This window comes from Pseudomonas sp. BRM28 (assembly GCF_002939405.1).
GTDB lineage: Bacteria > Pseudomonadota > Gammaproteobacteria > Pseudomonadales > Pseudomonadaceae > Aquipseudomonas > Aquipseudomonas palmensis.
Genome location: NZ_PEFV01000001.1, coordinates 950,777 through 976,702 on the forward strand (window position 1 = coordinate 950,777; position 25,926 = coordinate 976,702).

Genomic DNA, 25,926 nt, shown 5'->3' on the forward strand with positions numbered 1-25,926 from the left:
GGCTATTTGACACTATCCGTATCCCTGCCTATAAACCCTTGCGGTCTTTTTTTGTTAAACAAAAACTGTTTAGGGGAAAGCGGCATGGATCAGGATTTTCACTTCTACGGTACTTACCACTCAGCACTGTGCGGCGGCTTCAACAAGGACGATGCAACCCTTATTGCCAAGGCAGCCAACTTCATCGACTTCTTCAGCGAGAGCACCTATGCCTCTTACTGGAGCCTGGTCAGCGACACCCAAAAATCTGCCAAGTACAACGTCGTGGCCAAGATGGACAACCCTCGCTACACCTACCAGGGCGGGCTGCTGGGTACGATGGGGGAGCCTGAAGATGGCCTGTGGTGCTCGTACCACTTCATCCCCGGCAACTACAACGACCCGGCCGGCACGCCCAGCCGAGAAGAAACCCATGGCGCTGAAGTGGCCAACTACCTGCCCAAGTTCATCAAGCGCGACACCTTCGGCGGCGAGCAGATACTGAGAAAGTACAACGCCAGCAAGGTGAAGGATCTGCAATACGGCAAGATGCTCAACCGGCCGCAAAGCGCACTCTCGCGCAGGCTTGTTCAAGATGCCGTGCTCTGCGCCACCGATGACGATCGGCTGGAGAAGATCATCAGCCTGGCCATCGGCGGGGCGGAGGTGCTGAAGGACAATCGTGCAGACGTGCTGCGCAGGTTCAGGCTGATCCTGCTGGGGGTCAGGGCGCATGTGATCGCCGACACCTGGGCCCACCAGGACCACTGCGGCCTCGACAACGTGATGAACACCTACTGGGATGCGGACTACGACCCGGACTCCTGGGAATGGTCCAAGATGGGCTACGGCCCACAGGCCATCTACTACATGGACGGCTCGTCGAAAAACTGGAACAGGAAAGTCCTGAAGTCATCCGACACCAAGGGCGTGCCGTTCGCGAACCCCAACTTCGAAGCGGCCCCCAGCGGTACCAGTTACCTGGGGCACGGCTGGCTCGGGCACTTCCCCGACTACAGTTTCGCCAAGTTCAGGTACAAGCCTTGCTGGTCCAACCCCAAGCAGATGGTCGAGCGCGATAACCCCAAGGAATATGAATCCGCCTGGCTCGAGTTGACCAGTTTGTTTTGCCAGGTAAAAACAGGCAGGAAGTTGCAGTTGGATGACCGCATCAAAGACGAAATGAGCAAAGCCCGCCAGGCCATCGAGGCCCCCTGCGACCTTACCAAGGGCACCTCGGGAAGAAAGAGTTCGGAGCTCGCCTGGAAGCGCATTCTTACCGAAAAGCCAAGTTCTGAAATCAATGTGGACCTGGAGCCCGACACCCATGCGGTTCTGGAGGGCATGGTCCAGATCAGTACCGAGATCCATCGCTTCGGCACCAACTACGTGAATATCCAAAGCGATCTGTACCTGTTCCAGATTGCCGCCGACTATCACTTCCAGTTCGTGAAGCACTACGTTCAGGCCAACGATATCTATCACTTCACAAGCTCGTGGTCGCGGCAGCGGAGTACGTTGTCGGATGCCATCGTGAACCTGTTCGAGTAGCGCCGGATAACGGCTATCAACCCCCCGGCGCGATGCCGGGGGCTTGCCGTTCGGCACCGTCGCGCCATCCACCCCTTGCATTGGGCCAAGGGTCAGGAATATAGTTGACTGATTACTCAGTCTTCTTAAGCGAACCTCCCTCCATGGCACGTCCCCTCAGCCCCGAAAAACGTGAAGCCTTGCTGTTGTCTGCAATGCAGGCGGTCGCCGAGCTGGGCGTGATGGCCAGCACGTCGAGCATTGCGCGGCGCGCCGGGGTTGCCGACGGCACCTTGTTCACCTACTTCAGCAGCAAGGAGGTGCTGTTCCAGGAGCTCTACCTGCACCTCAAGCAAAGCCTGGTGACGGCCATGATGTCGGACTTCCCGGCCCAGGCCGACTACCGCCGGCGCATGGAGTACATCTTCAATCGCTATGTCAGCTGGGGCCTGAACAATGCCCTGGAGCGCGTGGTGCTGGCACGGCTGTCGGCGTCGGGGCAGGTGACCGCAGACACCCGCGCACTGGGCGCGCAGCCGTTCCAGGCCGTGTCCAGGACGATGGAGGGCGGGGTAGAGGACGGTGTGCTGATCGACGCCCCGATCAGCTTCATTTCTTCCGTGATCGAGAGTATCGCCACCACCACCATCGAACACATCGAGAAGTCCCCGGAGGAGGCCGACGGCCACCGCCAGCTGGGCTTCCATATGCTGTGGCGCGCCATTACGGCGTAAAAGCCTTGCCTTTTAACTGAGTGATTAATCACTCACAATTTGTAACAGGAGTATCTTCATGGCTGTTCAAAAGTGGTTCATTACCGGTGCTTCGGGTGGCCTGGGCCTGGCCCTTACCGAAAAGGCGCTGGCCCAGGGGCATACCGTGGTCGCCGCCGTGCGTCGTGTGGAGGCGATGCAGGCGTTGCAACAGGCGTATCCAAAGCGCCTTCATGTGGAAGCGCTCGACGTGACCGACCGCGAACAGGTACGCGCCGTTGCTGCCCGCCATCCCGATGTGGAGGTGGTGGTCAACAACGCGGGCGGGGCGGTGATCGGTGCGATGGAAGAGATGACCGACGCCGAAGTCGAGCAGCAGATCGCGCTCAACCTGATGGCGCCGATACAGGTCACCCGCGCCTTCATGGCGGCGATGCGCGCACAGCAGCGCGGTACCTTCATCCATGTCAGCAGTGTCGGCGGCCGTACCGCCTACCCGGGCGGCTCGCTGTATCACGCGGCCAAGTACGGTCTGGAAGGCTTCGCCGAAGCGGTGGCGCAAGAGCTGGCCGAGTTCGGCATCAACACCCTGATCATCGAGCCAGGTTCGATCAAGACCGGCTTCGTGGCCAACATCCGCTGGACCGAGCAGCTCGACGCCTACAAGGGCAGTGCGGTCGGCAACCTGCGCGGGTGGATCGAACAGCATGGCGAAGACACCGCCTCGGGCGACCCGCTGAAAATGGCCGACGCCATCTACACCCTCAGCCAGTTGCAGAAGCCGCCGCTGCGCACCGTGCTCGGCGGGGATGCCTATGCGGCGCTGGAGGCCGGCTATGCCCGCAGCCTGGCGGACATTCAGGCACAGAAGGCGCTTGCCGAGTCGGTGATGCTGGAAGGCAAGGCCGGCTTTCGGCCCGAGTGAGCAGCCCCCTCTTTTTCGTTGCCCATGCGCCGCGTCGGCGCTTTGAAAAGGTTGAATGATCATGTCTGAAGTCTGGTTGATTACCGGTGCGTCCCGAGGCCTGGGGCGCGCCATTCTGGAGGCGGCGCTGCACAGCGGCGCCAAGGTGCTGGCCACTGCACGCGACATCACACGCTTCGTCGAGCTGCAGGCGCAGTACGGCGCCAACCTGGCCACGTTCGAACTGGACGTGACCGACGAACGGCAGGCCAGGCACGCCGTGGCCGAGGCCGTGCGCCGTTTTGGCCGGCTGGATGTGCTGGTCAACAACGCGGGCTTCGGCCATATCCAGCCGTTCGAGCACATCCCCACCGATGATTTTCGCGCCGAGGTCGAGACCAATCTGTTCGGCGTGGTCAACCTCACCCGTGCGGCCATCCCGGTGATGCGCGCCCAGGGCCGCGGCCATATCTTTCAGGTGTCATCGGCCGGCGGTCGCATCGCAAGCCCGGGCCTGTCGGCCTATCAGGCGGCCAAATGGGCCGTGGGCGGGTTCAGCGACGTGGTCGGCAAGGAGGTCGCGCCGTTCGGCATCCAGGTGTGCACCCTGGAGCCCGGCGGCATGCGTACCGACTGGGGCCACCAGGCCCGCAGCACGCTCACCGAGCTGGCCCCGGACTACATGGCGTCGATGGCCGCGTTCAAGGCCTTGATCGAGTCCTACGTGGGCAACGAAGTGGGCGACCCCGAGCGCATTGCACAGCTGATCGTGGCGCTGGCCGCTCGTGAAGGGCTGCCGTCGCGTCTACTGTTGGGGTCGGACGCCTTGTATGTGGTCGAGGTGGAAGAGGCCGCCCGCAGCGAAGCGATGCAGCGCTGGAAGCCGGTCAGCCTCGCGGCCGATTTCGGCACGGCACCGCCGCAATGGCCGTCGGCATGAAGCCGGCGCACCCTTCAGACTGAGCGAGGCCAGCCTACGCCATGAACATAGTGATCTTTGGTGCATCCGGCATGATCGGCAGCGGGGTGCTGCGCGAATGCCTGGCGGCGCAGGATGTGGAGTCCGTTCGCTTGATCGGGCGCTCACGCCTGAACGCCCAGCACCCCAAGCTCCGGCAGGTGGTCAGGCCGGCCTTCGCCGATAACCCGTCCACGCTGCTCGACGACGACCTGCGCGATGTGGATGCGTGTTTCTTCTGCCTGGGCGTTTCGGCGGCGGGCATGACCCAGGCGCAGTACACCCACATGACCTACCGCCTGACCCTGGCGGTGGCCCAGCGCGTGTGCGAGCTCAACCCGCATGCCACCTTCATCTACGTCTCCGGGGCGGGCGCCGACAGCAGCGAAACCAGCTCGACGATGTGGGCGCGGGTGCGCGGCATGACGGAGAACAGCCTGCTGCGCCTGCCGTTCAGGCGCGTGCACATCCTGCGCCCGGCGGTGATTCAACCGTTGCATGGGGCCACCTCCAGAACCCGCGCGTACCGTGTGTTCTACCGGTTCACCGGCCCGCTGCTGAGCCTGGCGCGTGCGCTGTTGCCCGAAAAGGTGCTGAGCACCGAGGTCATCGGCCAGGCAATGCTGTCGATCGCCCGCCATGGTGCCACCCAGCCCGTGCTCGATTCGGCGCAGATCTACCACGTAGCCTTGCGCGAAAAACCGGCCCCCAACGGCGGGTGACGCGCTGGGGAGGTTGATGGCAGGCGCTGAAAAATCCGGTTGCAGATAACATATGGATATCCGTATATTCGGTTATCCATATGTAAGGGCCGCCCACAATGATTACCCCACCCGAGCTGTTCAAGAGCCTGGCCGACGAAACCCGCGCTCGCGCTGCGCTGCTGATCGCAGAGCAGGGCGAGTTGTGCGTGTGCGAGCTGATGTGCGCCCTGGGCGACAGCCAGCCCAAGATCAGCCGTCACCTGGCGCAGCTGCGTACCAGCGGCCTGCTGCTCGACCGTCGCCAGGGGCAGTGGGTGTACTACCGTCTCAACCCGCAACTGCCCGGCTGGGTGCACGACCTGCTGCAGGTGACGCTGCGCGCCAATGCCGACTGGCTCAAGGACAACACCACACGCTTGCACAACATGGACGGTCGCCCCGTTCGTGCTGCTGCCTGCTGCTGAGCCAGGAGCGCCCCGATGCTGACTGCCATCGCTGTTTTCCTGCTCACCCTGACCCTGGTCATCTGGCAACCCCGCGGCCTGGGCGTCGGCTGGAGCGCCAGCCTCGGCGCACTGCTGGCCCTGGCGCTGGGCGCGGTGTCGCTGCACGACATCCCCACGGTGTGGGCGATTGTGTGGAACGCCACCGCCACCTTCATCGCGATCATCGTCATCAGCCTGCTGCTCGACGAGGCCGGCTTCTTCGAATGGGCAGCCCTGCACGTGGCCCGCTGGGCGCGCGGCAACGGGCGCCGGCTGTTTGCCTTCATCGTGCTGCTGGGCGCTGCGGTGTCGGCGCTATTCGCCAACGATGGCGCGGCGCTGATCCTTACCCCTATCGTCATGTCGATGCTGCTGGCGCTGCGTTTCTCCCCGGCTGCGACCCTGGCGTTCGTCATGGCCGCAGGCTTCATTGCCGACACCGCCAGCCTGCCGCTGGTGGTCTCCAACCTGGTGAACATCGTCTCGGCCGATTACTTCGGCCTGGGCTTTGGCGAATACGCAGCGGTGATGGTGCCGGTGAACCTGGTGAGTGTGGCGGCCACCTTGCTGGTGCTGTTTCTGTACTTTCGCCGCGACATACCGGTGGTGTACGAGGTACAGGCACTGAAGGCGCCGGTGCTGGCGATCCGCGACCGCGCCACCTTCCGCGTGGGCGGGGGCGTGCTGGTGGCGCTGCTGGTGGGCCTGTTCCTGCTCGAGCCGCTGGGCATTCCTATCAGCGCCGTGGCGGCGGCCTGTGCAGTGGTGCTGTTCATTGTCGCTGCGCGCGGGCATGTGATCTCTACCCGGCGCGTGCTGCGCGATGCGCCCTGGCAGATCGTGGTGTTCTCGCTGGGCATGTACCTGGTGGTGTACGGCCTGAAAAACGCCGGCCTTACCGACCTGCTCACCCAGTTGCTGGACCGTCTTGCCGCCTACGGCGTATGGGGCGCGTCGCTGGGCACCGGGCTGCTTGCCGCAGTGCTGTCCTCGGTGATGAACAACCTGCCCAGCGTGCTGATCGGCGCGCTTTCGATTCACGCCAGCGAAGCCCAGGGTGTGGTGCGCGAGGCGATGGTCTACGCCAATGTCATCGGCTGCGACCTGGGCCCCAAGATCACCCCCATCGGCAGCCTGGCCACATTGCTCTGGCTGCATGTGCTGGCGCGCAAGGGTACGCGCATCACCTGGGGCTACTACTTCAAGGTCGGCCTGCTGCTGACCGTGCCGGTGCTGTTGATCACGCTTTCGGCCCTGGCCCTGCGCCTGAGCCTTTGACCATTCTGCCTGCCAAAGGGAGTACACCACCATGCGAGTTCTGTTCATGTGCACGGCCAACAGCTGTCGCAGCATCCTCTGCGAAGCGATGTTCAATCACCTCGCCCCGGCGGGCTTCGAGGCGTTGAGCGCCGGCAGCTTCCCCAGGGGGCAGGTGTTGCCGCGCAGTCTGCTGACCCTGCAGCAGGCCGGCATCAGCACCGCGGGCCTGAGCAGCAAGGGCAACGAGGCCTTCGCGGCCAACCCGCCGGATATCGTCATCACCGTGTGCGACAAGGCCGCAGGCGAGGCGTGCCCGGTGTTTTTCGGCCCGGCGCTCAAGGCCCACTGGGGCCTGGCCGACCCTTCCGAACAACCCGGCACCGACGACGAGGTGGAGGCGAACTTTCACCATGCGCTGGCGCGTATCGAGCGTCGCTGCCGGGCGTTTTTCGCGCTGCCATTCAGCCAGCTCGATGCCCACGCGCTCAAGCGTGAACTCGACCGCATTGCCACGCTCTGACCCGGAGGCCCCATGCACCACGACCTGCCCAACCTCGACCCGAGCCTGTTCGAAGGCCTGCCTACCGCCCTGCAGGCCGGCGAGCGAAAGCCGCGCATTCTGTTGCTGTACGGCTCCACCCGCGAGCGTTCCTTCAGCCGGTTGCTGACCGAGGAGGCCGCGCGCCTGCTCCAGCATTTTGGCGCCCAGACGCGCATCTTCGACCCCAGCGGCCTGCCACTGCCGGACGACGTACCGGTGGAGCACCCCAAGGTTCAGGAACTGCGCGAGCTGGTGCTGTGGTCCGAAGGCCAGGTGTGGTGTTCGCCTGAACGGCACGGCGCGATGTCGGCGGTGTTCAAGGCGCAGATCGACTGGGTGCCGCTGGCCCTCGGCGCCATTCGCCCCACCCAGGGCAAGACCCTGGCCGTGATGCAGGTGTGTGGCGGTTCGCAGTCGTTCAACGTGGTCAATCAGCTGCGCGTGCTGGGGCGCTGGATGCGCATGTTCACCATCCCCAACCAGTCGTCCGTGCCCAAGGCGTACATGGAGTTCGACGAGCAGGGCCGCATGAAGCCCTCGCCGTATTACGACCGGGTGGTGGATGTGATGGAAGAACTGGTCAAGTTCACGCTGCTGCTGCGCGACAGCCAGGCGCACCTGGTGGACCGCTACTCCGAGCGCAAGGAAACGGCGCGGGCGTTGTCCGATCGCATGCGCCAGGCGTCGATCTGACGCCAGGGCGCAACCGGCGGGCAGCCCTCAGGCAGCCCGCTCCAGCGCCCCCAGCAGGTCGACGAATTCGCGCGACAGCTTGTGCCGCGGTGCCATGTGCACCAGCGGTACCGACAGCTCGTGGGATTCGCGCATCTTCACCGAGCTGCTCAGGTACACCGGCAGCACCGGCAGGCCCTCGGCCAGCAGTTCATCAACCAGGCTCTGGTGCAGCGCGGTGCGCGCGACGAACTGGTTGGCCACCACGCCTTCCACCTGCAGTGACTCGTTGTGGTCCTGGCGCAGTTCTTCCACCTGTTCGATCACGCTGTACAGCGCCTGGCGCGAAAAGCTGTCGCAATCGAACGGAATCAGCAGGCGGTCGGCGGCCACCAGCGCGCTGAAGGTGTAGAAGTTCAGCGACGGCGGGGTGTCGATGTAGATGCGCTCGTAGTCTTCGGACAGTTCAACCAGCAGCTTGCGCAGCTTGTTGATCTTGAACTTGCTCTCCAGCTTGGGCTGCAGGTCGGCCAGGTCGGGGCTGGCGGTCACCAGGTCGAGGTTGTCGTAGCGGGTGGGGGTGATGCACACGCGCCCGCGCTTGCTGCCCGGTGCGCTGGAGAGGGTCTGCTTGAAGAAGTCGCTGATGCCGGCCGGGATGGCGTCGCCGAGCAGGCCGGTGAGGTAGTGGGTGGTGTTGGCCTGGGGGTCGAGGTCCACCAGCAGCGTCCGATACCCTTCGGTGGCGCTGACGGCGGCAAGGTTGCAGGCGATGCTGGTCTTGCCCACGCCCCCTTTCTGATTGAATACGACACGGCGCATTGAGTTTCGAGTCCTTGTCAAAGGCCCGCTGCAACAGGGCTGCAGCGGGAACAGCTTCCATACTATGACCAAAAAGTTGCAGTTTTAAGACAACTGCGGGGCGGGCACCTCAGTCGGCGAGCGGGGCAACGATGGCCTTGCGGCACACCTCGATGATTTCGTCGGCCAATGGCGCATCGTCCGGGCAGGCGCGCGACAGCATGATCGCGCCCACCGCCTGGGCAAAGCGCTCGATCATCCTGGCGCGTGCGGTGTGCGGGTCTTGATCGCCGTTTTCGACACCTGCGTGCTCGGCCCGCTTGAGCAGGCCCTCCAGGCCGTCGGCAAAGGTCGCCTTGATTGCGGCCGGCTGGCGCGCCGCGTCGCCACACAGGGCGGCCATGGTGCAGCCGGTGCTGCGTGCATCGCGGTGTTCGCGCGACAGGTAACGCTGGAAAAATTGCGCCACGTCCAGCGCTTCTTCGGCGCTGGCAGTCTTGGCCAGCCCGCAGGCAGCAGCCTCGGCCATCAGGTCGGCCTTGGAGCCGAAGTGCTTGTAGAAGCCGCCGTGGGTAAACCCTGCCGCCGCCATCAGGTCTGCCACGCCCACCCCGTCATAGCCGCGCTCGCGAAACAGTTCGGACGCGGTTTCGACGATGTGCGTGCGATTGGCTTGCGCCTGTGCCTTGGTGACCCTCATGTGCAGATTCCTCGCTGCGTGTGCCGTCAATCAGGGGCCCACTATACATTGATGTCAACCATCATCAAAACCGTTGACGATTAAGATTATGGTCATCATCATAGCGGCTCGTTACCCACCCATCGAGAGCGCAACCCCATGACTACCCTTGCCACTGTTCTCATCACTGGTGCTTCTTCCGGTATCGGCGCTACCTACGCCGAGCGTTTTGCCCGTCGTGGCCATGACCTGGTGCTGGTAGCCCGCGACAGGCCTCGCCTCGACGTGCTGGCCAGCCGCCTGGCCCAGGCTCATGGCGTGGCCGTCGAGGTGTTGCAGGCCGACCTGACCCTGGCCGAAGACCTTGCCAGGGTCGAAACCCGCCTGCGCGAAGATGTCCGCATCGGCGTCCTCATCAACAACGCCGGGGCGGCGCAGTCGGGGGCCTTCGTCGAGCAGAGCGCCGACAGCGTCACGCGCATCATCACGCTCAACACCCTCGCGCTGGCGCGCCTGGCCCATGCCATCGCGCCACGGTTGGCGCAGGCCGGGGAGGGGGCCATCGTCAATATCGGCTCGGTGGTAGGGCTGGCACCGGAGCTGGGCATGACGGTGTACGGCGCCACCAAGGCGTTCGTGCAGTTCCTGTCGCAGGGGCTGAGCCTGGAGCTCTCGCCCAGCGGCGTATACGTGCAGGCGGTGCTGCCTGCGGCCACGCGTACCGAGATCTGGGAGCGCTCGGGCATCGACATCAACACCCTGACGCAGGTGATGGAGGTGGACCACCTGGTGGATGCGGCGCTGGTGGGGTTCGATCGCCGCGAGGGCGTGACCATCCCGCCGTTGCATGACGACGCCCGCTGGACGGCCTTCCAGGCGGCCCGTCACACGCTGATCTCGGACATCCGCCAGGCCGAGGTGGCGGCGCGCTATACCGAGCTTGCCTGAGGCGGGCGCGGGCCGGCGCGCCGGTGATCGGCGGCCAGCGCCCGCGCAACCTGCCGGTGGGCGAACCCACAATGATAAGTCGCTGCGCCCCTGGGGCTGGATGACCTGTTCGGGCTGGTACTGCGCCGCACCGCGCGTTACGTTAGCCAGAAACAGACGGTCTACGCCTCGCGCATCACCCACAAGGGCTGGCCCACCCGCTGGCCGATGCTGCGCTGCGAAGGGCCCTGAAGGAGCCGGCACCGATGAATCAACCCCTCACCACCCAGGCGCCCAGCGTTGCCCAGCCGTTTCGCGAAGAGGCGGCAGACGGCTTCAGCCTGGGCGGCTTCACCTGGCGCCACGGCGCGGCGGACCCCACGCGGGCGGTGGTCATCATCAACGCCGCCACCTCGGTGCGCTGCCGTTTCTATTCGCGTTTTGCCGACTACCTGTTCGCCCATGGCGCCGACGTGATCACCTACGACTACCGCGGCATCGGCGAATCGCGCCCTGCCGCCTTGCGGGGTTTTCAGGCCAGCTGGTCGGACTGGGGCCGGCTGGATTTCGAGGCGATGCTCCAGCGCGCCCGGCGCGAGTTTCCCGGGCAGCCCATCGACGTGGTCGGGCACAGTTTCGGCGGTTGCGCGCTGGGCCTGGCGGCGTCGGCGGCGAGCATCCGGCGGGTGGTCACGGTGGGCGCGCAGTTCGCCTACTGGCGTGACTATGCCCCGGGCAGCCGTTGGCAGCTGCTGTGCAAATGGCACCTGGCAATGCCGCTGCTGACCCGCGTGTTCGGCTACTTTCCCGGCAAGCGCCTGGGCTGGATGGAGGACACCCCGGCCGGCGTGGTGCGCGACTGGGTGACACCCGCCGCTACCTATGAACAGCGGCCCAGCGGTCGCACGCTGGGGGCGTTGGGCTTTGGCCAGGTGCAGGCCAGTATCCTGGCGATCAGCCTGACCGACGACCCGTTCGGTACGGTGCCGGCCATCGAGCGCCTGCTGGGCTACTTTACCGCCAGCGCGTGCACGCACCTGCGTATCGCCGCACAGCAGGTCGATGCCAAGGGGGTCGGTCATTTCGCGTTCTTTCACAGCCGCTTTCAGGCGCAGCTGTGGCCCATAGCCCTGGGCTGGCTGCGCAGTGCACAACTGCCGGCGCAGGTGCCCGGGCAGGTGGTCGAACCCCAGGCATGAAAAAACGGCCCAGGCGGGCCGTTCTTGTGCAGCGGTGTGGCGTCAGCCCTTGCGTTGCAGCGGCGCGCCGGCGAACGTCACGCCGGCCAGGCCGTGCTGCATCAGCGCACGGATATTGGCGTGGTCGCTGCCCTCGGGGGTGGCCAGCACCGAGCGGTAGTGCTCGCCGAACGCCAGCAGCGCGTGCTGGTCGCTCAGGCCTTCGAGCAGTGCCAGGCCCAGGGTCTTGCACGACCCTTCGTTCTGCCCGGCGGCGTTTTCCACACCGCCATTGGTGAAGGCCTGTGGCTGGTAGGTGTAGCCCTGGGCGATGAACGCCAGCGTGTCGGCGAATACGTGTTCGCCACTGTCGAGTTGGCTGCGCAGGGTGTTCAGATCAGTCATGGGTTTTTCCTTTGGCGAACGCCGCTTGCTGTTCGGCGCTGGCTTCTTTCTGGTATTGGGTTTTCCACTCGGCGTAGGGCATGCCGTAGACCACTTCGCGGGCGTCATCCAGGCTCAGGTCGATCTGGCGCTCGTCGGCGGCGGCCTTGTACCACTTGGACAGGCAGTTGCGGCAGAAGCCGGACAGGTTCATCAGGTCGATGTTCTGCACATCGGTGCGCTCGCGTAGGTGCGCTACCAGGCGGCGGAAGGCCGCCGCTTCAAGTTCGAGTTGCTGTTGCGGGTCCATGGGGGTTCCCTTCACGGTGCAGCGGCTCATCCGGCCGCGATGCGGTTCTTCAAATGGCGGCCACCGTTGATGACCACGTTGCTGCCGGTGCTGTACTGGCTGTCGAGCAGGAACATCACGGCCTCGATCAGCGGCTGGGCACCGGGTTCGAATTCAAGCAGGGCCTTCTTCAGCGCCTGCTGGCGGTACTGCTCGTCGCCGTCTTCCTTGAAGATCAGCAGGCCGGGCAGGATGGCGTTGACGCGCACGCTGGGGGCGTACTTCTCGGCGAACGACAGCACCATGTTCTGCAACGCCGCCTTGGTGGCGGCATAGCCGATATGGCTCTTGCTGCCGCGCGAGGAGGTTTCGTCGCAGATGTGGATGATGTCCGACTTGTCCAGCTTGAGCAGTTGCTCACCCAGTGCCAGGTTCAGGTGGTACGGCGCTTCCACGTGCAACTTGAACATGGTGTTCAGGTTGGCCAGGTCATCGTCGAGCCACAGCGAGGCGTTGTGGATGATCGCCCGCAGGCCGTCATAGCGGCTGCGCAGGTGGTCGATCAGGGCCAGGCGGTCCTGCTCCAGGCACAGGTCGGCCTGGAACTGCACGATGTTCGGGTGGGGCGCCTGCGCGCTGATGCTGCGGCTGGCGCTGACGACCGTGTGGCCGGCCTGCGCCAGTTTGATGGCCAGCGCGAGCCCGACTCGCTGGCTGGCCCCGGTAACAAGAATTGGGCTGTTCATGTAATGGGCGGTCAACTTCAGATATTCGCTTGGGTAGGCCCCAGCATACCCGAACTCGCCGCCGTTGCACGCCCCGGGGCGCTGCGTCAGCGGGTGCCCACGGGCGGCGCGGCAACGCTCTGCGGGGCAGGCTTGGGGTGCAGCCAGCTGGCCAGCAGGTGGGTCGACAGCGGGATGAACAGGTAGACCATCAGCGGTGTCAGGGCCAGGGTGCTCAGCAGTACCCGTGGCACCAGGCCGAGCTCGCCCAGCCAGTGGCCAAACAGCAGGTTGAAGGCCAGCGACACCGGAAAGAACGCCAGCCAGATGGCCACGGCCTGTTTCCAGCGCGGTGGACGTTGTGCCAGGGCCGGGCCGAACCAGCCGTCGATGCCGCTGACCCGGTGCTCGTGGGGCTGCTGGAACAGGCCGTTGCCGCGGGCCAGCCAGGCGCTGCGCGAGGCAGAAAACTCCCAGGCATGCAGGGTTTTCTCGTCGGCGAAGCGGAAGATGATCTGGAATTCGTCGTCGTTGGGCGGCGGGGCCAGTACGCCGGAACCCAGGTAGCCGGGAAAGTCGGTAGCCAGCTGTTCGCCTTCGCGCAGCCAGGCGATCAGGTCTTCGTAGCGACCCTCGGCAACGCGGCGCGCCACCATCAAGGTAACCGGAGGGGTAGACATCGTGTATCTCCTGGTAAAAACCGGCGCGGCGGGTAGCCACGGCCATGCAACGCTGCCCGGGGTGGTGGGTGGCGTTCGAGTGTTCGTGTGGGAACAAGCAAGGATTATTCCGCAAATAAGCTGACTCGTCAGTGCTGATGTGTCGGCTGCCCGGCGCATGGTGCTTGCGGCGGGCTGGTACAAGGGGAGTAGAATTGCCTTTCACTACGCAATCACGGTCTTTACGGCGATGATCGAGCCTGATTCGGCTTCCCTCCCTGATGCTCCCCACCGCCAGGAGGAGCTTTTCCCCATCCGTGAAGTGGCGCGCCTGACCGGCATCAACCCGGTCACCCTGCGTGCCTGGGAGCGCCGTTATGGGCTGATCCAGCCGGTACGCACCGAAAGTGGGCACCGCCTGTATTCCCAGGCCGACATCGATGACGTGCGCAGCATTCTGGGCTGGATCGAGCGCGGCGTGGCGGTGAGCAAGGTCGGCAAGATCCTTGCGCGCAACCAGGCGACCCAGCAGCAGGCCCCCTCGGCCCAGGCGCCCGGCACCCAGGCGGACTGGAAGCAGTGGCAGGTGCAGCTGCGCCAGGCCGTCAAGGCATTCGACGAGAGGCGCCTGGAGCAGGTGTACGGGCAGGTCTTCGCCAGCTATCCGCTGGTGGTGGTGTTCCAGGACATCCTGATGCCGGTATGGCACGACCTGTGCGCGGCCGGCGAGGCATTCGGTGCGCAGAGCGAGTGGCTGTTTCTCGACGGCTTCCTGCGTGCCCGGGCCTTGCAGCGCCTGCAGCTGGCCCGCGAGCAGCAGGAGGTAAGCGTGGTGCTGGCGGCGATGCCGGGGCACTGCCGCGAGCTTGAGTTGCTGGTGGCGGCCCTGATGCTGGGCAGCAGCGAGGTGGTGATCAGGGTGTTGGCCGTGGGGCAGCCGCTGGAGGAACTGAGCCTGGTGTGCGAGCGCATGGCGCCGCAGGCACTGGTGCTGTTCTCCAACCATTCACCGACGGCCGAGCTGCCCAAGCGCTTGATGCGCCTGGCCCAGGGCCTGGATTGCCCGTTGCTGTTCGCGGGGGAGGCGGCGGAGCTGGCCCAGGATGCGCTGATGCGCTCGCAGGTGGCGTGCCTGGGCAGTGAGGGGCGCTTGATGCGTCGGCGCCTGCAGCAGTACCTGGCAGAGCACCTGGATACCTGAAACCCCTTCGCCGGCAAGGCCGGCTCCTACAGGCAGTTGCAACCCTGCAGGGGCCGGCCTTGCCGGCGAAGGCCGCGCTGCGGTGTTAATCCGGATGCAATTCGGGATGCGCCAACCGGTGCTGGCGCAGGATGTACTGGCGCAACCGCTCGATCTCTTGGGGTTGGTGCTGGCTCAGCCGATACGCCGCCAGCCCGTCGGCCGTCTTGCGCTGCAAGGTGCCCTGCAGGTTGATCGGCGCGTCGGCCTCAGGGCTGAACCACAGGTTGAAGGTCTTGGGCGGCTTGCGATTGCGCGGTACCTGCACCAGCACACCGCGAAACGACATCTCGCACACCTTGAGGTCGGTGCTCAGGCCCAGCTCGTCGTCCAGCGCAACCGGCGGCTCCAGCGTGAGGCGCCAGGGGCGCATCATCGGCCCGTCTTCATAGATGCTCGGTGCGCCCAGTTGCAGGCTCACCGCATGGAACTCGTCTTCCACCAGCTGCAGTGGAAAGCTCATCTGCTGGTTCTCGAAATTCGCCTGCAGGGTCACCTGCTCCTGGGCCACCAGCCGGGTCAACAGTTGCTGCACCTCGCTGCCGCCATCAAGGCGCAGGCTGGAGGTGACGTCCGTCAGGTTCAGCTGTGGCGAACGGTGCATGGTCTGAATGAAATCCAGCTCATCCTGGGTCAGGAGGGCATCTGATTGCATGGGCGAACTCGGCAATTTCAATCGGGAATCATTTCTTCGTGGGTGATGGACAACGATTCGCTGGCTTTGTTAAGACCGTCCGTCGGGTTTCTGCGCGTGGAGCTTGGCGTACGCCCGGGCCAGTTCCTGCTCCAGTTCCAGCACCCGCTGCTCGGCGGCCACCTGGCGGCTCACGTCCTTCTGGATACCGATGAAGTACTTGAGCTGGTCGGCCTCGTTGAACACCGGGGTGATCGACAGCTCGTTCCAGAACGGCGTGCCGTCCTTGCGGTAGTTGAGCAGCACTTCCCGGCATGGCTGGCCGCTGCGGATGGCGTCGCGGATGCGTGCCCGGGCCGCATCGTCGCGCGGCTCGCCCTGCAGGAAGCGGCAGTCGCGGTACAGAATGTCGTTGGCCGCGTAGCCGGTCAGGCGTTCGAAGGCCGGGTTCACATAGATCAGGATGGTGTCGTCGTCGCCTTCCTGTTCGGCTACCACGATCCCGTCGTTGGAGGCATCAATCATGCGTTGCAGCAGCTTGGCGTTGATCATCGTGTCGAACCGAATGTGAAAGGGGCACCCAGGCGAAGGATTCTAGTGGATTGCCGAGCGGTCGGCATCTGCATGCGGGCCAATTGCCAGCGTCCGGTACCCGCATCAGGTGGTAGTATCCTACGCTTTTACTCAGCTTCGGGATTAGTTATGAAAGTTGCCATTCTTTCCGGCTCGGTCTACGGCACTGCCGAGGAAGTTGCACGCCATGCCGCCTCGCTGCTCCAGGCGGCGGGTTTCGAGACCCTGCTGGCCAACCGTGCCAACCTGCAGGACGTTCAGGGCTTTGCCCCGCAGGCCTTTCTGGCGATCACGTCCACCACCGGCATGGGCGAGCTGCCCGACAACCTGGTGCCGCTCTACAGTGAGATCCGCGATGTGCTGCCAGGTGCCTGGCGCGGCTTGCCCGGTGCGGTGATCGGCCTGGGCGACTCCTGCTATGGCGACACCTACTGCGGCGGCGGCGAGCAATTGCGCGAGCTGTTCGCCGAACTGGGCCTCGACGAAGTGCAGCCGATGCTGCGTCTGGACGCCAGTGAAACCGTCACCCCCGAAACCGACGCCGAGCCCTGGCTGGCCGAGTTCATCGCCAGGTTGCGCGGCTGATCACAGCGGTTGCGGGCGCTCGCGCAGCAGCGCCAGCCAGGCCTGCGCCGCCCGTGACAGGTAGGCGCCCTGGCGCCAGATGAAGGCGATGTCCCAGCGCAGGTCGCTGGGCTCGCTCAAGGTCACACGCACCACCCCCGGCCGTTCCAGGCCCCGCGCCACCACCCGTGGCAGCAACACCACGCCCTGGCCTGCCGCCACCAGTGCCGCCAGAAAATCCGCCTGGCCGCTGCGTCCGCCTTCCTTCGGGGGTAAAGCCATAGGCCTGGCAGGCCGCCAGCAGGCGATCATTGAGCACGAAGCTGCGCTGGTACAGCAGAAACGGCGTGTCGGCCAGTTGCCCCAGGTTGATGCTGCCGGCAGTGGCCAGTGGGTGGGCTACCGGCAGCAGTGCATCCAGCGGTTCGTTGCAGAAGGGCTGGCACTCGAAGCCCGGCGTGGTGGGCGTGAGGCTGCCGCCCAGCTCCAGCTCGCCGCTGCGCACGGCGTGCTCCACGTTCAGGCTGCCGCCTTCGAGCAGTTGCACGGTGATGTTCGGGTAGCGCCGCCGGTACTCGGCGAACAACCCGGCAAACAGCGCGTCGCTGCCCAGCAGCGGCAGCCCCAGGCGCAACTCGCCCCGCGCCAGCTGGCCAAGGTCGTCGAGTTCGTTGTGCAGTTCCTGGCGCAGCCGCAGCATGGCCTCGCCGCGGGCCAGCACGATCTTGCCGGCGTCGGTCAGGTGCAACTGCGAGCCGTGGCGATCGAGCAGGGCCATGCCCAGGTCGTGCTCCAGCTGCGCCACCTGCTTGCTTACGGCCGACTGGCTGATATGCAGGGTCTGCGCGGCCTGGGTGAAGCCGCCGCGATGAACCACTTCGACAAAACTGCGTAGTTGCTTGAATTCCATTGCCTGAATTCCATTATGGAATGGAGGCCAGTCTAACAATTCGCTTTTTGCATGGGCAGCGGGATTTTAAACTGCAGGCCTCAGAGGACCCCTTCGATGACTGCCGTTTCATTCAAGAAATTTTCGCGCTTGCTCGCTGAACTGGGCGTGCTGCTGGTGCTGTACCTGCTCGGTTGCCAGCTGTCGGCCTGGCTGCACTGGCCGATCCCGGGCGGTGTGGTGGGCATGGCGCTGTTGCTGCTGGTGTTCGCCACCGGGCGGGTCAAGCCGGCCACCCTGCAGACCGGCGCCACCCTGCTGATGGCAGAGATGCTGCTGTTCTTCATTCCGGCGCTGATGAGCCTGCTCGACTACGGCCCGCTGCTGCGCAGCGAAGGCTGGCGCATTCTGCTGGTGATCGGTGCAAGCACGCTGCTGGTGATGCTCGCCACTGCCTTCACGGTGGAGTGGGCGTGCCGCTGGAGGCTGCGCCATGACGCTTGAGCCGATGTCGCTGTTCTGGCTGGCGCTGACTCTGCTGGCCTACCTGGGCAGCCGCTGGCTGTACCGACGTACCGGGCGCTACCTGCTGTCGCCGCTGATCCTGGTCCCGGTGGTGCTGCTGGCGGTGGCGGTGCCATTGCACACCGGTTACGCCGAGTATGCGCGCAACACCCACTGGCTGATGTCGGTGCTGGGCCCGGTCACCGTGGCCTTTGCGGTGCCTATCTGGCAGCAGCGGGCGCTGCTGGCACGCCACTGGCCGGCCCTGTCGCTGGGCATGCTGGTGGGCAGCGCGGCGTCCATTGGCAGTTCGTGGGCCCTGGCCCATGCGTTGTCGCTGGACAATCAGGTGAGCCTGTCGCTGCTGCCACGCTCGATCACCACACCCTTTGCCATGCCGCTGGCCCACGACCTGGGCGGTGTGCCGGAACTCACCGCGGTGTTCGTGATGTTCACCGGGGTGCTCGGTGCCCTGATGGGCGGGGTACTGCTCAAGTACCTGCCCTTGCGCACGCCGCTGGCACGCGGGGCGCTGTTCGGGGTGGGGGCGCATGGTGCCGGGGTCAGCCGAGCGCATGAGGTGGGCGGCGAAGAGGGCTCTGTGGCGGGGCTGGTAATGGTGCTGACGGGCATTTTCAACCTATTCATGGCGCCACTGTTACGTCACCTGCTGTAACTATTTACTGCCCTGACCCGGTGGGCCAATAAGCTGGCTGGCAATGCAACACCCGCTATCGAGTCGCGCCTCTAGACTGACCGGCAGCAGAGCACACCCATGTGCCGAGGTGATTGCAATGACCGCCGCCAACCCTTTGCCCGACAACGCGCTGCCCCCAGGAAGTTGCAGCCCCGAACCAGGACCTGCGTGATGCCCCTCGCCGAGATTCCCTTGAGTGTCTGGCGTACCCGTGGTCGCAGTTTCACGTTTCGCCAGCAATCGATTCGCTACTGGAGCGCAGGGCAGGGCGAGCCCCTGCTTCTGCTGCACGGCTTCCCCACCGCCAGCTGGGACTGGCACTACCTGTGGCAACCCCTGGCCCAGCGCTTTCGCGTGATCGCCTGCGACATGCTCGGCTTCGGTGACTCGTCCAAGCCGTTGCACCACACCTACAGCCTGCTGGAACAGGCAGACGTACAGCAGGCCCTGCTCGAACACCTGCAGGTTCAGGAGCCGGTGCACCTGCTGGCCCATGACTATGGCGCCACGGTGGCCCAGGAACTGCTGGCCCGTCACCACGAGGGGGCGGCCCAGGTGGCCAGTTGCGCGTTTCTCAACGCCGGCCTGTTCCCGGAGTGCCACCGTGCGTTGCTGGTGCACAAGCTCCTGCTCAGCCGGCTTGGCTGGCTGGTGGCGCGCTCGTTCGGGCGCGACGACCTGGTCAAGAATGTCACCCACCTCTATGGCCGCAGCACACGCCCCAGTGAAAGCGTGCTGGATGACTGCTGGAGCCTGATCGCCTCCAACCGTGGCAATCGCATCCTGCACAAGCTGGCAGCCTATGTACCCGAGCGCGTCACCTGGCGCGAGCGCTGGGTGGCGGCCTTGCAGCAGTCAGGCGTACCGCTGCGCCTTATCAATGGAGCCGCCGACCCGGTATCGGGCGCGCATGTGGTGGCGCGTTACTGCGAACTGGTGCCCCAACCCGACACCGTGACCCTGCAGGGCATCGGCCATTATCCGCACACCGAGGCACCGGTACAGGTGCTGCGCCACTACCTGGCATTTCGGCAGCAACCCCTGCCAAGCCTGGCGCACAAGGTCGCCTGGTCCTGATCATCCCGCTGCCTTATTGCCTGCCATTCAGCGTCCGCCCGGTTGATTGTCCGGGGCCGGGCGCTGGCTGACACTGGCTGCCATATTCCTTGCAGTTAACGGAGTGCCGAGATGACCGAGTCGATTCGCCTGGATGAAAAAGTAGTGATTGTGACCGGCGCTGGCGGGGGCCTCGGGCGTGCCCATGCGCTGCTGTTCGCCCGTCATGGTGCCCACGTGGTGGTCAACGACCTGGGAGGCTCCACCCATGGTGAAGGCGCCAGCGCATCGGCGGCCGACCGTGTGGTGGCCGAGATTCGCGAAGCGGGCGGCACGGCGGTGGCCAGCCATGACTCGGTCACCGATGGCGAGCGTATCGTCCAGCAGGCGCTGGACACCTTCGGTCGCGTGGATGTGCTGGTCAACAACGCCGGCATCCTGCGGGACAAGACCTTTCACAAGATGGAGGACAGCGACTGGGACCAGGTGTACCGCGTGCATGTGGAGGGTGCCTACAAGCTCACCCGCGCCGCCTGGCCGCACCTGCGCGAGCAGAACGCGGGGCGGGTGATCTTCACCTCGTCCACCTCGGGCATCTATGGCAATTTCGGCCAGGCCAACTACGGCATGGCCAAGCTGGGCCTGTACGGGCTGACCCGCACCCTGGCGCTCGAGGGGCGCAAGCACGGCATCCTGGTCAATGCCATCGCCCCCACCGGTGGCACGCGCATGACCGAGGGGCTGATTCCGCCGCAGGTGTTCGAACAGCTCAAGCCCGAGCTGATCAGCCCGCTGGTGGTGTACCTGGGCAGTGATCGCTGCCAGGACACCGGCGGGCTCTACGAGGTCGGTGGCGGCTGGGTGGGCAAGGTGCGCTGGGAACGCAGCCTGGGGGTGGGCTTCGACCCGCGCCAGGGCATGAGCGTGGAAGACATCGCCGCAAGTTGGGATGCCATCGGCGATTTCGAGGGCGCAGTGCACCCGCGGGACAGCCTCGAGGCGTTGCAGCAGATGATGGCCAATCTGCACAGGCACGCAGGCTGAACCGGCCCGCACAAATAAAAAAGGCCGCTGCAAAAGCAGCGGCCAAGCAAGACGTAGATCAAGGAGCTTCAAAATCAACGTCGGTGAACCTGAAGGGGGAGGGTTCAACGTGTCAGGTGGTTACTCTAGGGGGAGAGGATTAACCTGACATTAACCGCCAAACCATCGGCCCAGCGCCTGGCGAAACCGCGTTTCGCTGCAAGCACGGCCAGCATAGCCAGCCCCCCTACCGAAAAAAATAGACGTTTCGGACATTCACTGTTGCAAAGTGGGTAACAGTGCACCAAAACAGGTCACTGTGGTTCATAGCCCATGCGCCAGCTGATTGCCTGAGCCGCCGCCTGCAGCTGCTGCGCCGCCGGGCCCTGTTCATCGGCATGGAAAATCGAGGTAGGGCCCACCACGGTCAGCACGGCAGCGATGTTGCCCATGGCGTTGAACACCGGTGCCGACAGCGCATCCACCCCCGGCATCAGCAGGCCATGCACATGGTGCAGGCCGCGTGCGCGGATCTGCGCAAACAGCGCTTCGTAGTCTGCGGCGTCCTGGCCCAGGGCAAGCAGTTCCTGGTCGCGCAACTCGATGGTCTCGCGCTGGGGCAGGTAGGCCCCGAACACCAGCCCGGTGGACGAACTGAGCAACGGCAGCACCGAACCGATCTGCGTCACCACCGTCACGGCGCGCACCGCAGGTTCGATGTTCACCACCGTTGCGCCCTGGTTGCCCCACACCGCGATAAAGCAGCTTTCATTGAGCGCGTCACGCAGCTGTGACAACGGCATGGCCGCCACTTTGAGCACGTCCATCCCGCCCAGCGCGGCCAGGCCCACGCGCAGGGCTTCACGGCCCAGCCCGTAGTGGTTGGTGGCCGGGTTCTGCTCGGCAAAGCCGCTGGCGATCAGGGCCTGCAGGTAGCGATGCACCTTGCTCGCGGGCATCTGCACATGCTCGGCCAGGCGCGACAGCGAGGTGGCCGGCGAGAGCTGGGCCAGCGCCTTGAGAATGTCGGTACCGACCTCCGCCGAGCGGACCTTCTGTTTGCCGTTGCTGTCGGCGGTGCTGGTTTTGCTCATGGGAAAGGGGTCCGTGTTGACAGGTGGGCGTCTTTATAGCTTGACGGGTTACAGGTATCAAATTACGTTATGCGTAATCAGTTTACGATAATAATAACGCTACCTGACTGGAGGCTCGATGAACGTCGATTCCACTCCCGCCCTCGCTTACCAGAGCGGCTTCGGCAACGAATTTGCCAGCGAGGCATTGCCCGGCGCCCTGCCGGTTGGCCAGAACTCCCCGCAAAAAGCCCCGTATGGCCTGTATGCCGAGCTGTTTTCCGGCACCGCATTCACCATGGCGCGCAGCGAGCAGCGGCGTACCTGGCTGTACCGTATCCGGCCATCGGCACTGCACCCGGCATTCGAACGCCTCGAGCGCCAGTTGAGCGGCGGCCCGCTGGGCCCGGTAACTCCCAACCGGCTGCGCTGGAGCCCGCTGGACATCCCGGCCGAGCCCACCGACTTCATCGACGGCTGGGTGGCCATGGCGGCCAACTCGGCGGCGCAAAAGCCGGCCGGCATCAGCATCTACAACTACCGCGCCAACCGTTCCATGGAGCGGGTGTTCTTCAACGCCGATGGCGAACTGCTGCTGGTACCCGAGCAGGGTCGCCTGCGCCTCGTCACCGAGCTGGGCGTGCTGGACGTGGAGCCGCTGGAAATCGCCGTGCTGCCCCGTGGCCTGAAGTTTCGCGTCGAGCTGCTCGACAGTCAGGCGCGTGGCTACATTGCCGAGAACCACGGCGCGCCGCTGCGCATTCCGGACCTGGGCCCGCTGGGCAGCAACGGCCTGGCCAACCCGCGCGACTTCCTCGCGCCGGTGGCCCACTACGAAGAGCAGCAGGGCCCGGTGCCGCTGGTACAGAAGTTCCTCGGCGAGCTGTGGGGCTGCGAACTGCAGCACTCGCCGCTGGACGTGGTGGCCTGGCACGGCAACAACGTGCCGTACAAATACGACCTGCGCCGTTTCAACACCATCGGCACGGTCAGCTTCGACCATCCCGACCCGTCGATCTTCACCGTGCTCACTTCGCCCACCAGCGTACCGGGCATGGCCAACATCGATTTCGTGATTTTCCCGCCGCGCTGGATGGTGGCCGAGAACACCTTCCGTCCACCGTGGTTCCACCGCAACCTGATGAACGAGTTCATGGGGTTGATCAAGGGCGAGTACGACGCCAAGGCCGAAGGCTTCCTGCCCGGCGGCGCCTCGCTGCACAGCTGCATGAGCGCCCACGGCCCGGATGCCGAAACCTGCGCCAGGGCGATTGCCGCCGACCTTGCACCGAGCAAGATCGACAACACCATGGCGTTCATGTTCGAGACCAGCCAGGTGCTGCGCCCGACCCGCCATGCGCTTGAATGCCCGCAACTGCAGGCCGACTACGACACGTGCTGGGCCACCTTGCCGAGCACCTTCACCCCGAATCGGAGATAACCATGAACCAGTCCGCCATTGCCCGCAGTTGGGTCGAGCACGCCAACGGGCATAGCGATTTCCCGCTGCAGAACCTGCCGCTGGGTATCTTCAGCCGTGGCAGCGACGAGCGTCGCTGCGGTGTGGCCATCGGTGACGCGATTCTGGACCTCGACGCGGGCCTGGCCGCCGGGCTGTTCGACGGCCAGGCCCGCAATGCGGTGCAGGCCACCCGCGGTGGTGCGCTGAACGCCTATTTCGCCCTGGGCCGTGAGGCCCGCGTGGCCCTGCGCGAGCGCCTGCTCGAACTGCTGGGTGCCGACAGCCCGCACCAGGCTGCGCTGAAGCCGGCCCTGTACCCGGCCGCCGAGTGCCAGTTGCACCTGCCGGCGCGCATCGGCGACTACACCGACTTCTACGTAGGCATCGAGCACGCCAAGAACGTCGGCAAGCTGTTTCGCCCCGACAACCCGCTGCTGCCCAACTACAAGTACGTGCCGATCGGCTACCACGGCCGAGCCTCGACCATTCGCCCGTCGGGTACCGATGTCCGTCGGCCCAACGGCCAGACCCTGCCCGCCGGGCAAACCGAGCCGAGCTTCGGCCCGTGCGCGCGGCTGGACTACGAACTGGAGCTGGGCATCTGGATCGGCCAGGGCAATGCCATGGGCGATGCCATCCCGGTAGCGCAGGCAGGCGAACACGTTGCCGGCTACTGCCTGCTCAACGACTGGTCGGCCCGCGACATCCAGGCCTGGGAATACCAGCCGCTGGGCCCGTTCCTGTCCAAGAGCTTCATCTCCACCGTGTCGCCCTGGGTGGTCACCGCCGAAGCGCTGGAGCCGTTCCGCTGCGCCCAGCCGGCACGCCCCGAAGGCGATCCGCAGCCGCTGGCGTACCTGCTCGACCCGCGTGACCAGGCGGGTGGCGCGTTCGACATCGAGCTGGAAGTGCTGCTGCTGACCGAGCGCATGCGCGAGCAGAACCTGCCGGCGCATCGCCTGACCCTGAGCAACACCCTGAGCATGTACTGGACCGTGGCGCAGATGGTTGCGCACCACAGTGTCAACGGCTGCCAGTTGCAGCCAGGCGACCTGTTCGGTTCGGGCACCCTGTCGGGCGCCAAGCCTGGCCAGTTCGGCAGCCTGCTGGAGATTACCGAGGGCGGCAAGGTGCCGATCGAACTGGCCAGTGGCGAGGTGCGCAGGTTCCTCGAAGACGGCGACGAGATCATCCTGCGCGCGCGCTGCAAGCGTGATGGCGTGGCGTCGATCGGTTTTGGCGAGTGCCGCGGCAAGATCCTGCCGGCACATTGAGAGGGTACGAGCATGGAACTGTATACCTACTACCGTTCTACCTCGTCGTACCGCGTGCGCATTGCGCTGGCGCTCAAGCAGCTGGATTACCAGTCGCTGCCGGTCAATCTGCTCAAGGGCGCGCAGCGCGAGGCCGAGTTCCTGGGGCTGAACCCCCAGGGGCGCATCCCGGCGCTGCGTATCGACTCGGGCGAGCTGCTGGTGCAGTCGCCGGCCATCATCGAGTACTTGGAGGAGGTTTATCCACAGCCTGCGCTGTTGCCGCAGTCGCCGGTGGCGCGGGCGCAGGCGCGCGCCGTGGCGGCGTTGATCGGTTGCGACATCCACCCGCTGCACAATGTCAGCGTGCTCAACCAGCTGCGTGAGCTGGGGCATGACGACACCCAGGTGAACGCCTGGATCGGCCACTGGATCACCCAGGGGCTGGCGGCGGTGGAGCAGATGATCGGCGAGGCGGGGTTCTGTTTCGGCGATGAGCCGGGGCTGGCGGATGTGTACCTGATCCCGCAGGTGTATGCGGCCGAGCGGTTCAATGTGGACCTGTCGGGCTGGCCACGGATTCGCCGGGTGGTGGCGCTGGCCGGTGAGCATGATGCGTTCGTGCAGGCGCATCCTTCGCGTCAGCCGGATACCCCCTGATGGCCCATTCGCCGGCCAGGCCGGCTCCTGCAGGCGCTGCGCGGCCCGTGTAGGAGCCGGCCTGGCCGGCGAAGCTTTCAGTGCACCGAAGGCGTCGGCGGCGGCAGGTGGCTCAGCCGCTCGGTCAGGCGCAACCGCTGGATCGGGTCATCCGTCAGCATCAGCGCATGCTCCAGGTCAAACCGCTCTGCCTGCGGGCAATCCAGCCGCTGATACAGTGTCGCCCGCGCCAGGTAGTCGCTGGCGCTGGCCGAGCCCAGCAACAACACCCGCTCGGCATCCTTCAGCGCCGCAAGGTCATCATCATTGCTCGCATGCAACTGACGCAGGTTGCGCGACAGTCGTTGCAGCATCTGCTGTGCGCTGGCCGTCACCAGATGCTCGGCGCTCAACGGCAACTGCGGGCCGAACTGGCGGCTGAGCAACTCGCGACAATCGGCCGGGTACAACCGGCGCCCGCCGCAGGGGTCCAGCAGGTGATCGGCCCCCGGCACGCGCAACAGGAAATGCCCCGGAAAATTCACCCCCTCCAGTGGTATCGACAGCCCGCGGGCCAGCTCCAGCGTGAGGATCGCCAGTGCCAGTGGTTGTCCGCGACGACGTTGCAGCACCTTGTTCAGCAGCGCCGCCTGCGGGCGCAATGGGTGATATTCGTCCTGCTGGAAGCCCGCCGCGCTGAGCGCCCGCAGCAACGGCTGCGCCAGTTCGCTCACCGGCAGCATGGGCAGGCTCTGGCTGACCTGCTGCTGCACGAGCTGCAATTCGCCCAGCACCTGGGCCGGCTGCACGCTGGCATCGTGTTCGGCAGCGATCCACAGCGCCGCCTCGAACAGGGCGGCGGGGTTGCGTTCCAGGCAGGCCAGGCAGGCTTGGCGTGGGGTCATGGCAGTCTCCGCTCAAGCTTCTGTTG

The 25,926-nt window shown here is 65.3% G+C and carries 31 protein-coding genes and 1 pseudogene; 21 read left to right on the forward strand and 11 right to left on the reverse strand.

What is annotated here, in order from left to right:
- Positions 1-84 precede the first annotated feature (84 nt).
- From CR917_RS04505 to arsH, 9 genes are all read left to right on the forward strand, one after another.
- Positions 85-1,530 carry a DUF6765 family protein gene (locus tag CR917_RS04505; protein ID WP_058540834.1) on the forward strand — a complete coding sequence of 482 codons (1,446 nt, stop codon included), beginning with the start codon at positions 85-87 and terminating at the stop codon, positions 1,528-1,530.
- Between the two features lie 143 nt (positions 1,531-1,673).
- Entirely contained in the window at positions 1,674-2,243 is a 570-nt protein-coding gene (locus CR917_RS04510; protein WP_104571944.1) for a TetR/AcrR family transcriptional regulator, read from the forward strand.
- A 58-nt stretch (positions 2,244-2,301) separates the two neighbouring features.
- Positions 2,302-3,147, forward strand: a complete 846-nt coding sequence (locus CR917_RS04515; protein WP_104571945.1) for an SDR family NAD(P)-dependent oxidoreductase — start codon at positions 2,302-2,304, stop codon at positions 3,145-3,147.
- 61 nt (positions 3,148-3,208) lie between these two features.
- Positions 3,209-4,066: an SDR family NAD(P)-dependent oxidoreductase gene (locus tag CR917_RS04520; protein WP_104573144.1), complete on the forward strand. Its 858-nt coding sequence runs from the start codon at positions 3,209-3,211 to the stop codon at positions 4,064-4,066.
- 41 nt (positions 4,067-4,107) lie between these two features.
- Positions 4,108-4,806 carry an epimerase gene (locus CR917_RS04525; protein ID WP_104571946.1) on the forward strand — a complete coding sequence of 233 codons (699 nt, stop codon included), beginning with the start codon at positions 4,108-4,110 and terminating at the stop codon, positions 4,804-4,806.
- Between the two features lie 98 nt (positions 4,807-4,904).
- Positions 4,905-5,252 (forward strand): metalloregulator ArsR/SmtB family transcription factor, encoded by a 348-nt coding sequence (locus CR917_RS04530; RefSeq protein WP_043860440.1) that lies wholly within the window; start codon positions 4,905-4,907, stop codon positions 5,250-5,252.
- A 15-nt stretch (positions 5,253-5,267) separates the two neighbouring features.
- On the forward strand, positions 5,268-6,551 hold the full coding sequence (locus tag CR917_RS04535; RefSeq protein ID WP_104571947.1) for an arsenic transporter: 1,284 nt from the start codon (positions 5,268-5,270) through the stop codon (positions 6,549-6,551).
- Between the two features lie 31 nt (positions 6,552-6,582).
- Positions 6,583-7,053, forward strand: a complete 471-nt coding sequence (locus CR917_RS04540; RefSeq protein WP_043860438.1) for an arsenate reductase ArsC — start codon at positions 6,583-6,585, stop codon at positions 7,051-7,053.
- Between the two features lie 12 nt (positions 7,054-7,065).
- On the forward strand, positions 7,066-7,767 hold the full coding sequence (gene arsH / locus CR917_RS04545; protein WP_104571948.1) for an arsenical resistance protein ArsH: 702 nt from the start codon (positions 7,066-7,068) through the stop codon (positions 7,765-7,767).
- A 27-nt stretch (positions 7,768-7,794) separates the two neighbouring features.
- On the opposite strand, the gene CR917_RS04550 is transcribed toward arsH, so the two are convergent.
- Positions 7,795-8,568: a ParA family protein gene (locus CR917_RS04550; protein ID WP_043860436.1), complete on the reverse strand. Its 774-nt coding sequence runs from the start codon at positions 8,566-8,568 to the stop codon at positions 7,795-7,797.
- 109 nt (positions 8,569-8,677) lie between these two features.
- Entirely contained in the window at positions 8,678-9,247 is a 570-nt protein-coding gene (locus tag CR917_RS04555; protein WP_043860435.1) for a TetR/AcrR family transcriptional regulator, read from the reverse strand.
- Positions 9,248-9,385: 138 nt separating this feature from the next.
- Here CR917_RS04555 and CR917_RS04560 point away from each other — a divergent pair, with 138 nt between their 5' ends.
- From CR917_RS04560 to CR917_RS04565, 3 genes are all read left to right on the forward strand, one after another.
- The gene (locus tag CR917_RS04560; protein WP_104571949.1) at positions 9,386-10,174 is read left to right on the forward strand and encodes an SDR family oxidoreductase; all 789 of its coding nucleotides are present in this window, start codon (positions 9,386-9,388) and stop codon (positions 10,172-10,174) included.
- Between the two features lie 90 nt (positions 10,175-10,264).
- Positions 10,265-10,405, forward strand: coding sequence for a nucleotidyltransferase family protein (locus CR917_RS27010; RefSeq protein WP_116055232.1), 141 nt, complete (start codon positions 10,265-10,267; stop codon positions 10,403-10,405).
- A 14-nt stretch (positions 10,406-10,419) separates the two neighbouring features.
- A complete protein-coding gene (locus CR917_RS04565) occupies positions 10,420-11,352 on the forward strand; it encodes an alpha/beta fold hydrolase (protein ID WP_104571950.1) in 933 nt (310 codons plus the stop codon).
- A 42-nt stretch (positions 11,353-11,394) separates the two neighbouring features.
- Here CR917_RS04565 and CR917_RS04570 read toward each other — a convergent pair whose 3' ends face one another.
- The 4 genes from CR917_RS04570 to CR917_RS04585 form a co-directional block, all read right to left on the reverse strand.
- Positions 11,395-11,736 (reverse strand): HopJ type III effector protein, encoded by a 342-nt coding sequence (locus CR917_RS04570; protein ID WP_043860432.1) that lies wholly within the window; start codon positions 11,734-11,736, stop codon positions 11,395-11,397.
- Complete coding sequence (locus CR917_RS04575) at positions 11,729-12,025, reverse strand: DUF1244 domain-containing protein (RefSeq protein WP_104571951.1); 297 nt, start codon at positions 12,023-12,025, stop codon at positions 11,729-11,731. The genes CR917_RS04570 and CR917_RS04575 overlap by 8 nt, the downstream gene beginning before the upstream one ends.
- A gap of 26 nt (positions 12,026-12,051) precedes the next feature.
- Complete coding sequence (gene folM, locus CR917_RS04580; protein ID WP_054914885.1) at positions 12,052-12,750, reverse strand: dihydromonapterin reductase; 699 nt, start codon at positions 12,748-12,750, stop codon at positions 12,052-12,054.
- An 86-nt stretch (positions 12,751-12,836) separates the two neighbouring features.
- Positions 12,837-13,409, reverse strand: a complete 573-nt coding sequence (locus CR917_RS04585) for an antibiotic biosynthesis monooxygenase (protein WP_043860429.1) — start codon at positions 13,407-13,409, stop codon at positions 12,837-12,839.
- 229 nt (positions 13,410-13,638) lie between these two features.
- Here CR917_RS04585 and CR917_RS04590 point away from each other — a divergent pair, with 229 nt between their 5' ends.
- Positions 13,639-14,589, forward strand: coding sequence for a MerR family transcriptional regulator (locus CR917_RS04590; protein WP_043860428.1), 951 nt, complete (start codon positions 13,639-13,641; stop codon positions 14,587-14,589).
- 85 nt (positions 14,590-14,674) lie between these two features.
- Here CR917_RS04590 and CR917_RS04595 read toward each other — a convergent pair whose 3' ends face one another.
- Entirely contained in the window at positions 14,675-15,283 is a 609-nt protein-coding gene (locus CR917_RS04595) for a hypothetical protein (protein WP_043860427.1), read from the reverse strand.
- A gap of 69 nt (positions 15,284-15,352) precedes the next feature.
- Positions 15,353-15,814, reverse strand: a complete 462-nt coding sequence (locus tag CR917_RS04600) for a PAS domain-containing protein (RefSeq protein WP_054914883.1) — start codon at positions 15,812-15,814, stop codon at positions 15,353-15,355.
- 150 nt (positions 15,815-15,964) lie between these two features.
- Between CR917_RS04600 and CR917_RS04605 the strand changes: the two genes are divergently transcribed.
- The gene (locus tag CR917_RS04605) at positions 15,965-16,420 is read left to right on the forward strand and encodes a flavodoxin (RefSeq protein WP_043860425.1); all 456 of its coding nucleotides are present in this window, start codon (positions 15,965-15,967) and stop codon (positions 16,418-16,420) included.
- Here CR917_RS04605 and CR917_RS04610 read toward each other — a convergent pair.
- Positions 16,421-17,309 (reverse strand): annotated as a pseudogene (locus CR917_RS04610) (LysR family transcriptional regulator). It lies immediately after the preceding gene.
- Between the two features lie 96 nt (positions 17,310-17,405).
- On the opposite strand from CR917_RS04610, the gene CR917_RS04615 reads away from it, so the two are divergent.
- From CR917_RS04615 to CR917_RS04630, 4 genes are all read left to right on the forward strand, one after another.
- Complete coding sequence (locus tag CR917_RS04615; RefSeq protein WP_043860423.1) at positions 17,406-17,792, forward strand: CidA/LrgA family protein; 387 nt, start codon at positions 17,406-17,408, stop codon at positions 17,790-17,792.
- Positions 17,782-18,468, forward strand: a complete 687-nt coding sequence (locus CR917_RS04620; RefSeq protein WP_043860422.1) for an LrgB family protein — start codon at positions 17,782-17,784, stop codon at positions 18,466-18,468. The genes CR917_RS04615 and CR917_RS04620 overlap by 11 nt, the downstream gene beginning before the upstream one ends.
- Positions 18,469-18,660: 192 nt before the next feature.
- A complete protein-coding gene (locus CR917_RS04625) occupies positions 18,661-19,566 on the forward strand; it encodes an alpha/beta fold hydrolase (protein ID WP_058540843.1) in 906 nt (301 codons plus the stop codon).
- Between the two features lie 111 nt (positions 19,567-19,677).
- The gene (locus CR917_RS04630) at positions 19,678-20,589 is read left to right on the forward strand and encodes an SDR family oxidoreductase (protein ID WP_104571952.1); all 912 of its coding nucleotides are present in this window, start codon (positions 19,678-19,680) and stop codon (positions 20,587-20,589) included.
- A gap of 293 nt (positions 20,590-20,882) precedes the next feature.
- Here CR917_RS04630 and CR917_RS04635 read toward each other — a convergent pair whose 3' ends face one another.
- Positions 20,883-21,662 carry an IclR family transcriptional regulator gene (locus CR917_RS04635; protein ID WP_043860419.1) on the reverse strand — a complete coding sequence of 260 codons (780 nt, stop codon included), beginning with the start codon at positions 21,660-21,662 and terminating at the stop codon, positions 20,883-20,885.
- A 118-nt stretch (positions 21,663-21,780) separates the two neighbouring features.
- On the opposite strand from CR917_RS04635, the gene hmgA reads away from it, so the two are divergent.
- Genes hmgA through maiA form a run of 3 tightly spaced genes read left to right on the forward strand, consistent with a single transcriptional unit; the run spans position 21,781 to position 25,016 of the window.
- Positions 21,781-23,082, forward strand: coding sequence for a homogentisate 1,2-dioxygenase (hmgA, locus tag CR917_RS04640; protein ID WP_043860418.1), 1,302 nt, complete (start codon positions 21,781-21,783; stop codon positions 23,080-23,082).
- Between the two features lie 2 nt (positions 23,083-23,084).
- Positions 23,085-24,377 carry a fumarylacetoacetase gene (gene fahA / locus CR917_RS04645; protein ID WP_104571953.1) on the forward strand — a complete coding sequence of 431 codons (1,293 nt, stop codon included), beginning with the start codon at positions 23,085-23,087 and terminating at the stop codon, positions 24,375-24,377.
- 12 nt (positions 24,378-24,389) lie between these two features.
- Positions 24,390-25,016 carry a maleylacetoacetate isomerase gene (maiA, locus tag CR917_RS04650; RefSeq protein ID WP_058540845.1) on the forward strand — a complete coding sequence of 209 codons (627 nt, stop codon included), beginning with the start codon at positions 24,390-24,392 and terminating at the stop codon, positions 25,014-25,016.
- Between the two features lie 77 nt (positions 25,017-25,093).
- Here the strand turns inward: maiA and CR917_RS04655 are convergent, their stop codons facing one another.
- Positions 25,094-25,900, reverse strand: coding sequence for a SirB1 family protein (locus tag CR917_RS04655; protein ID WP_043860415.1), 807 nt, complete (start codon positions 25,898-25,900; stop codon positions 25,094-25,096).
- Positions 25,901-25,926: the final 26 nt, after the last annotated feature.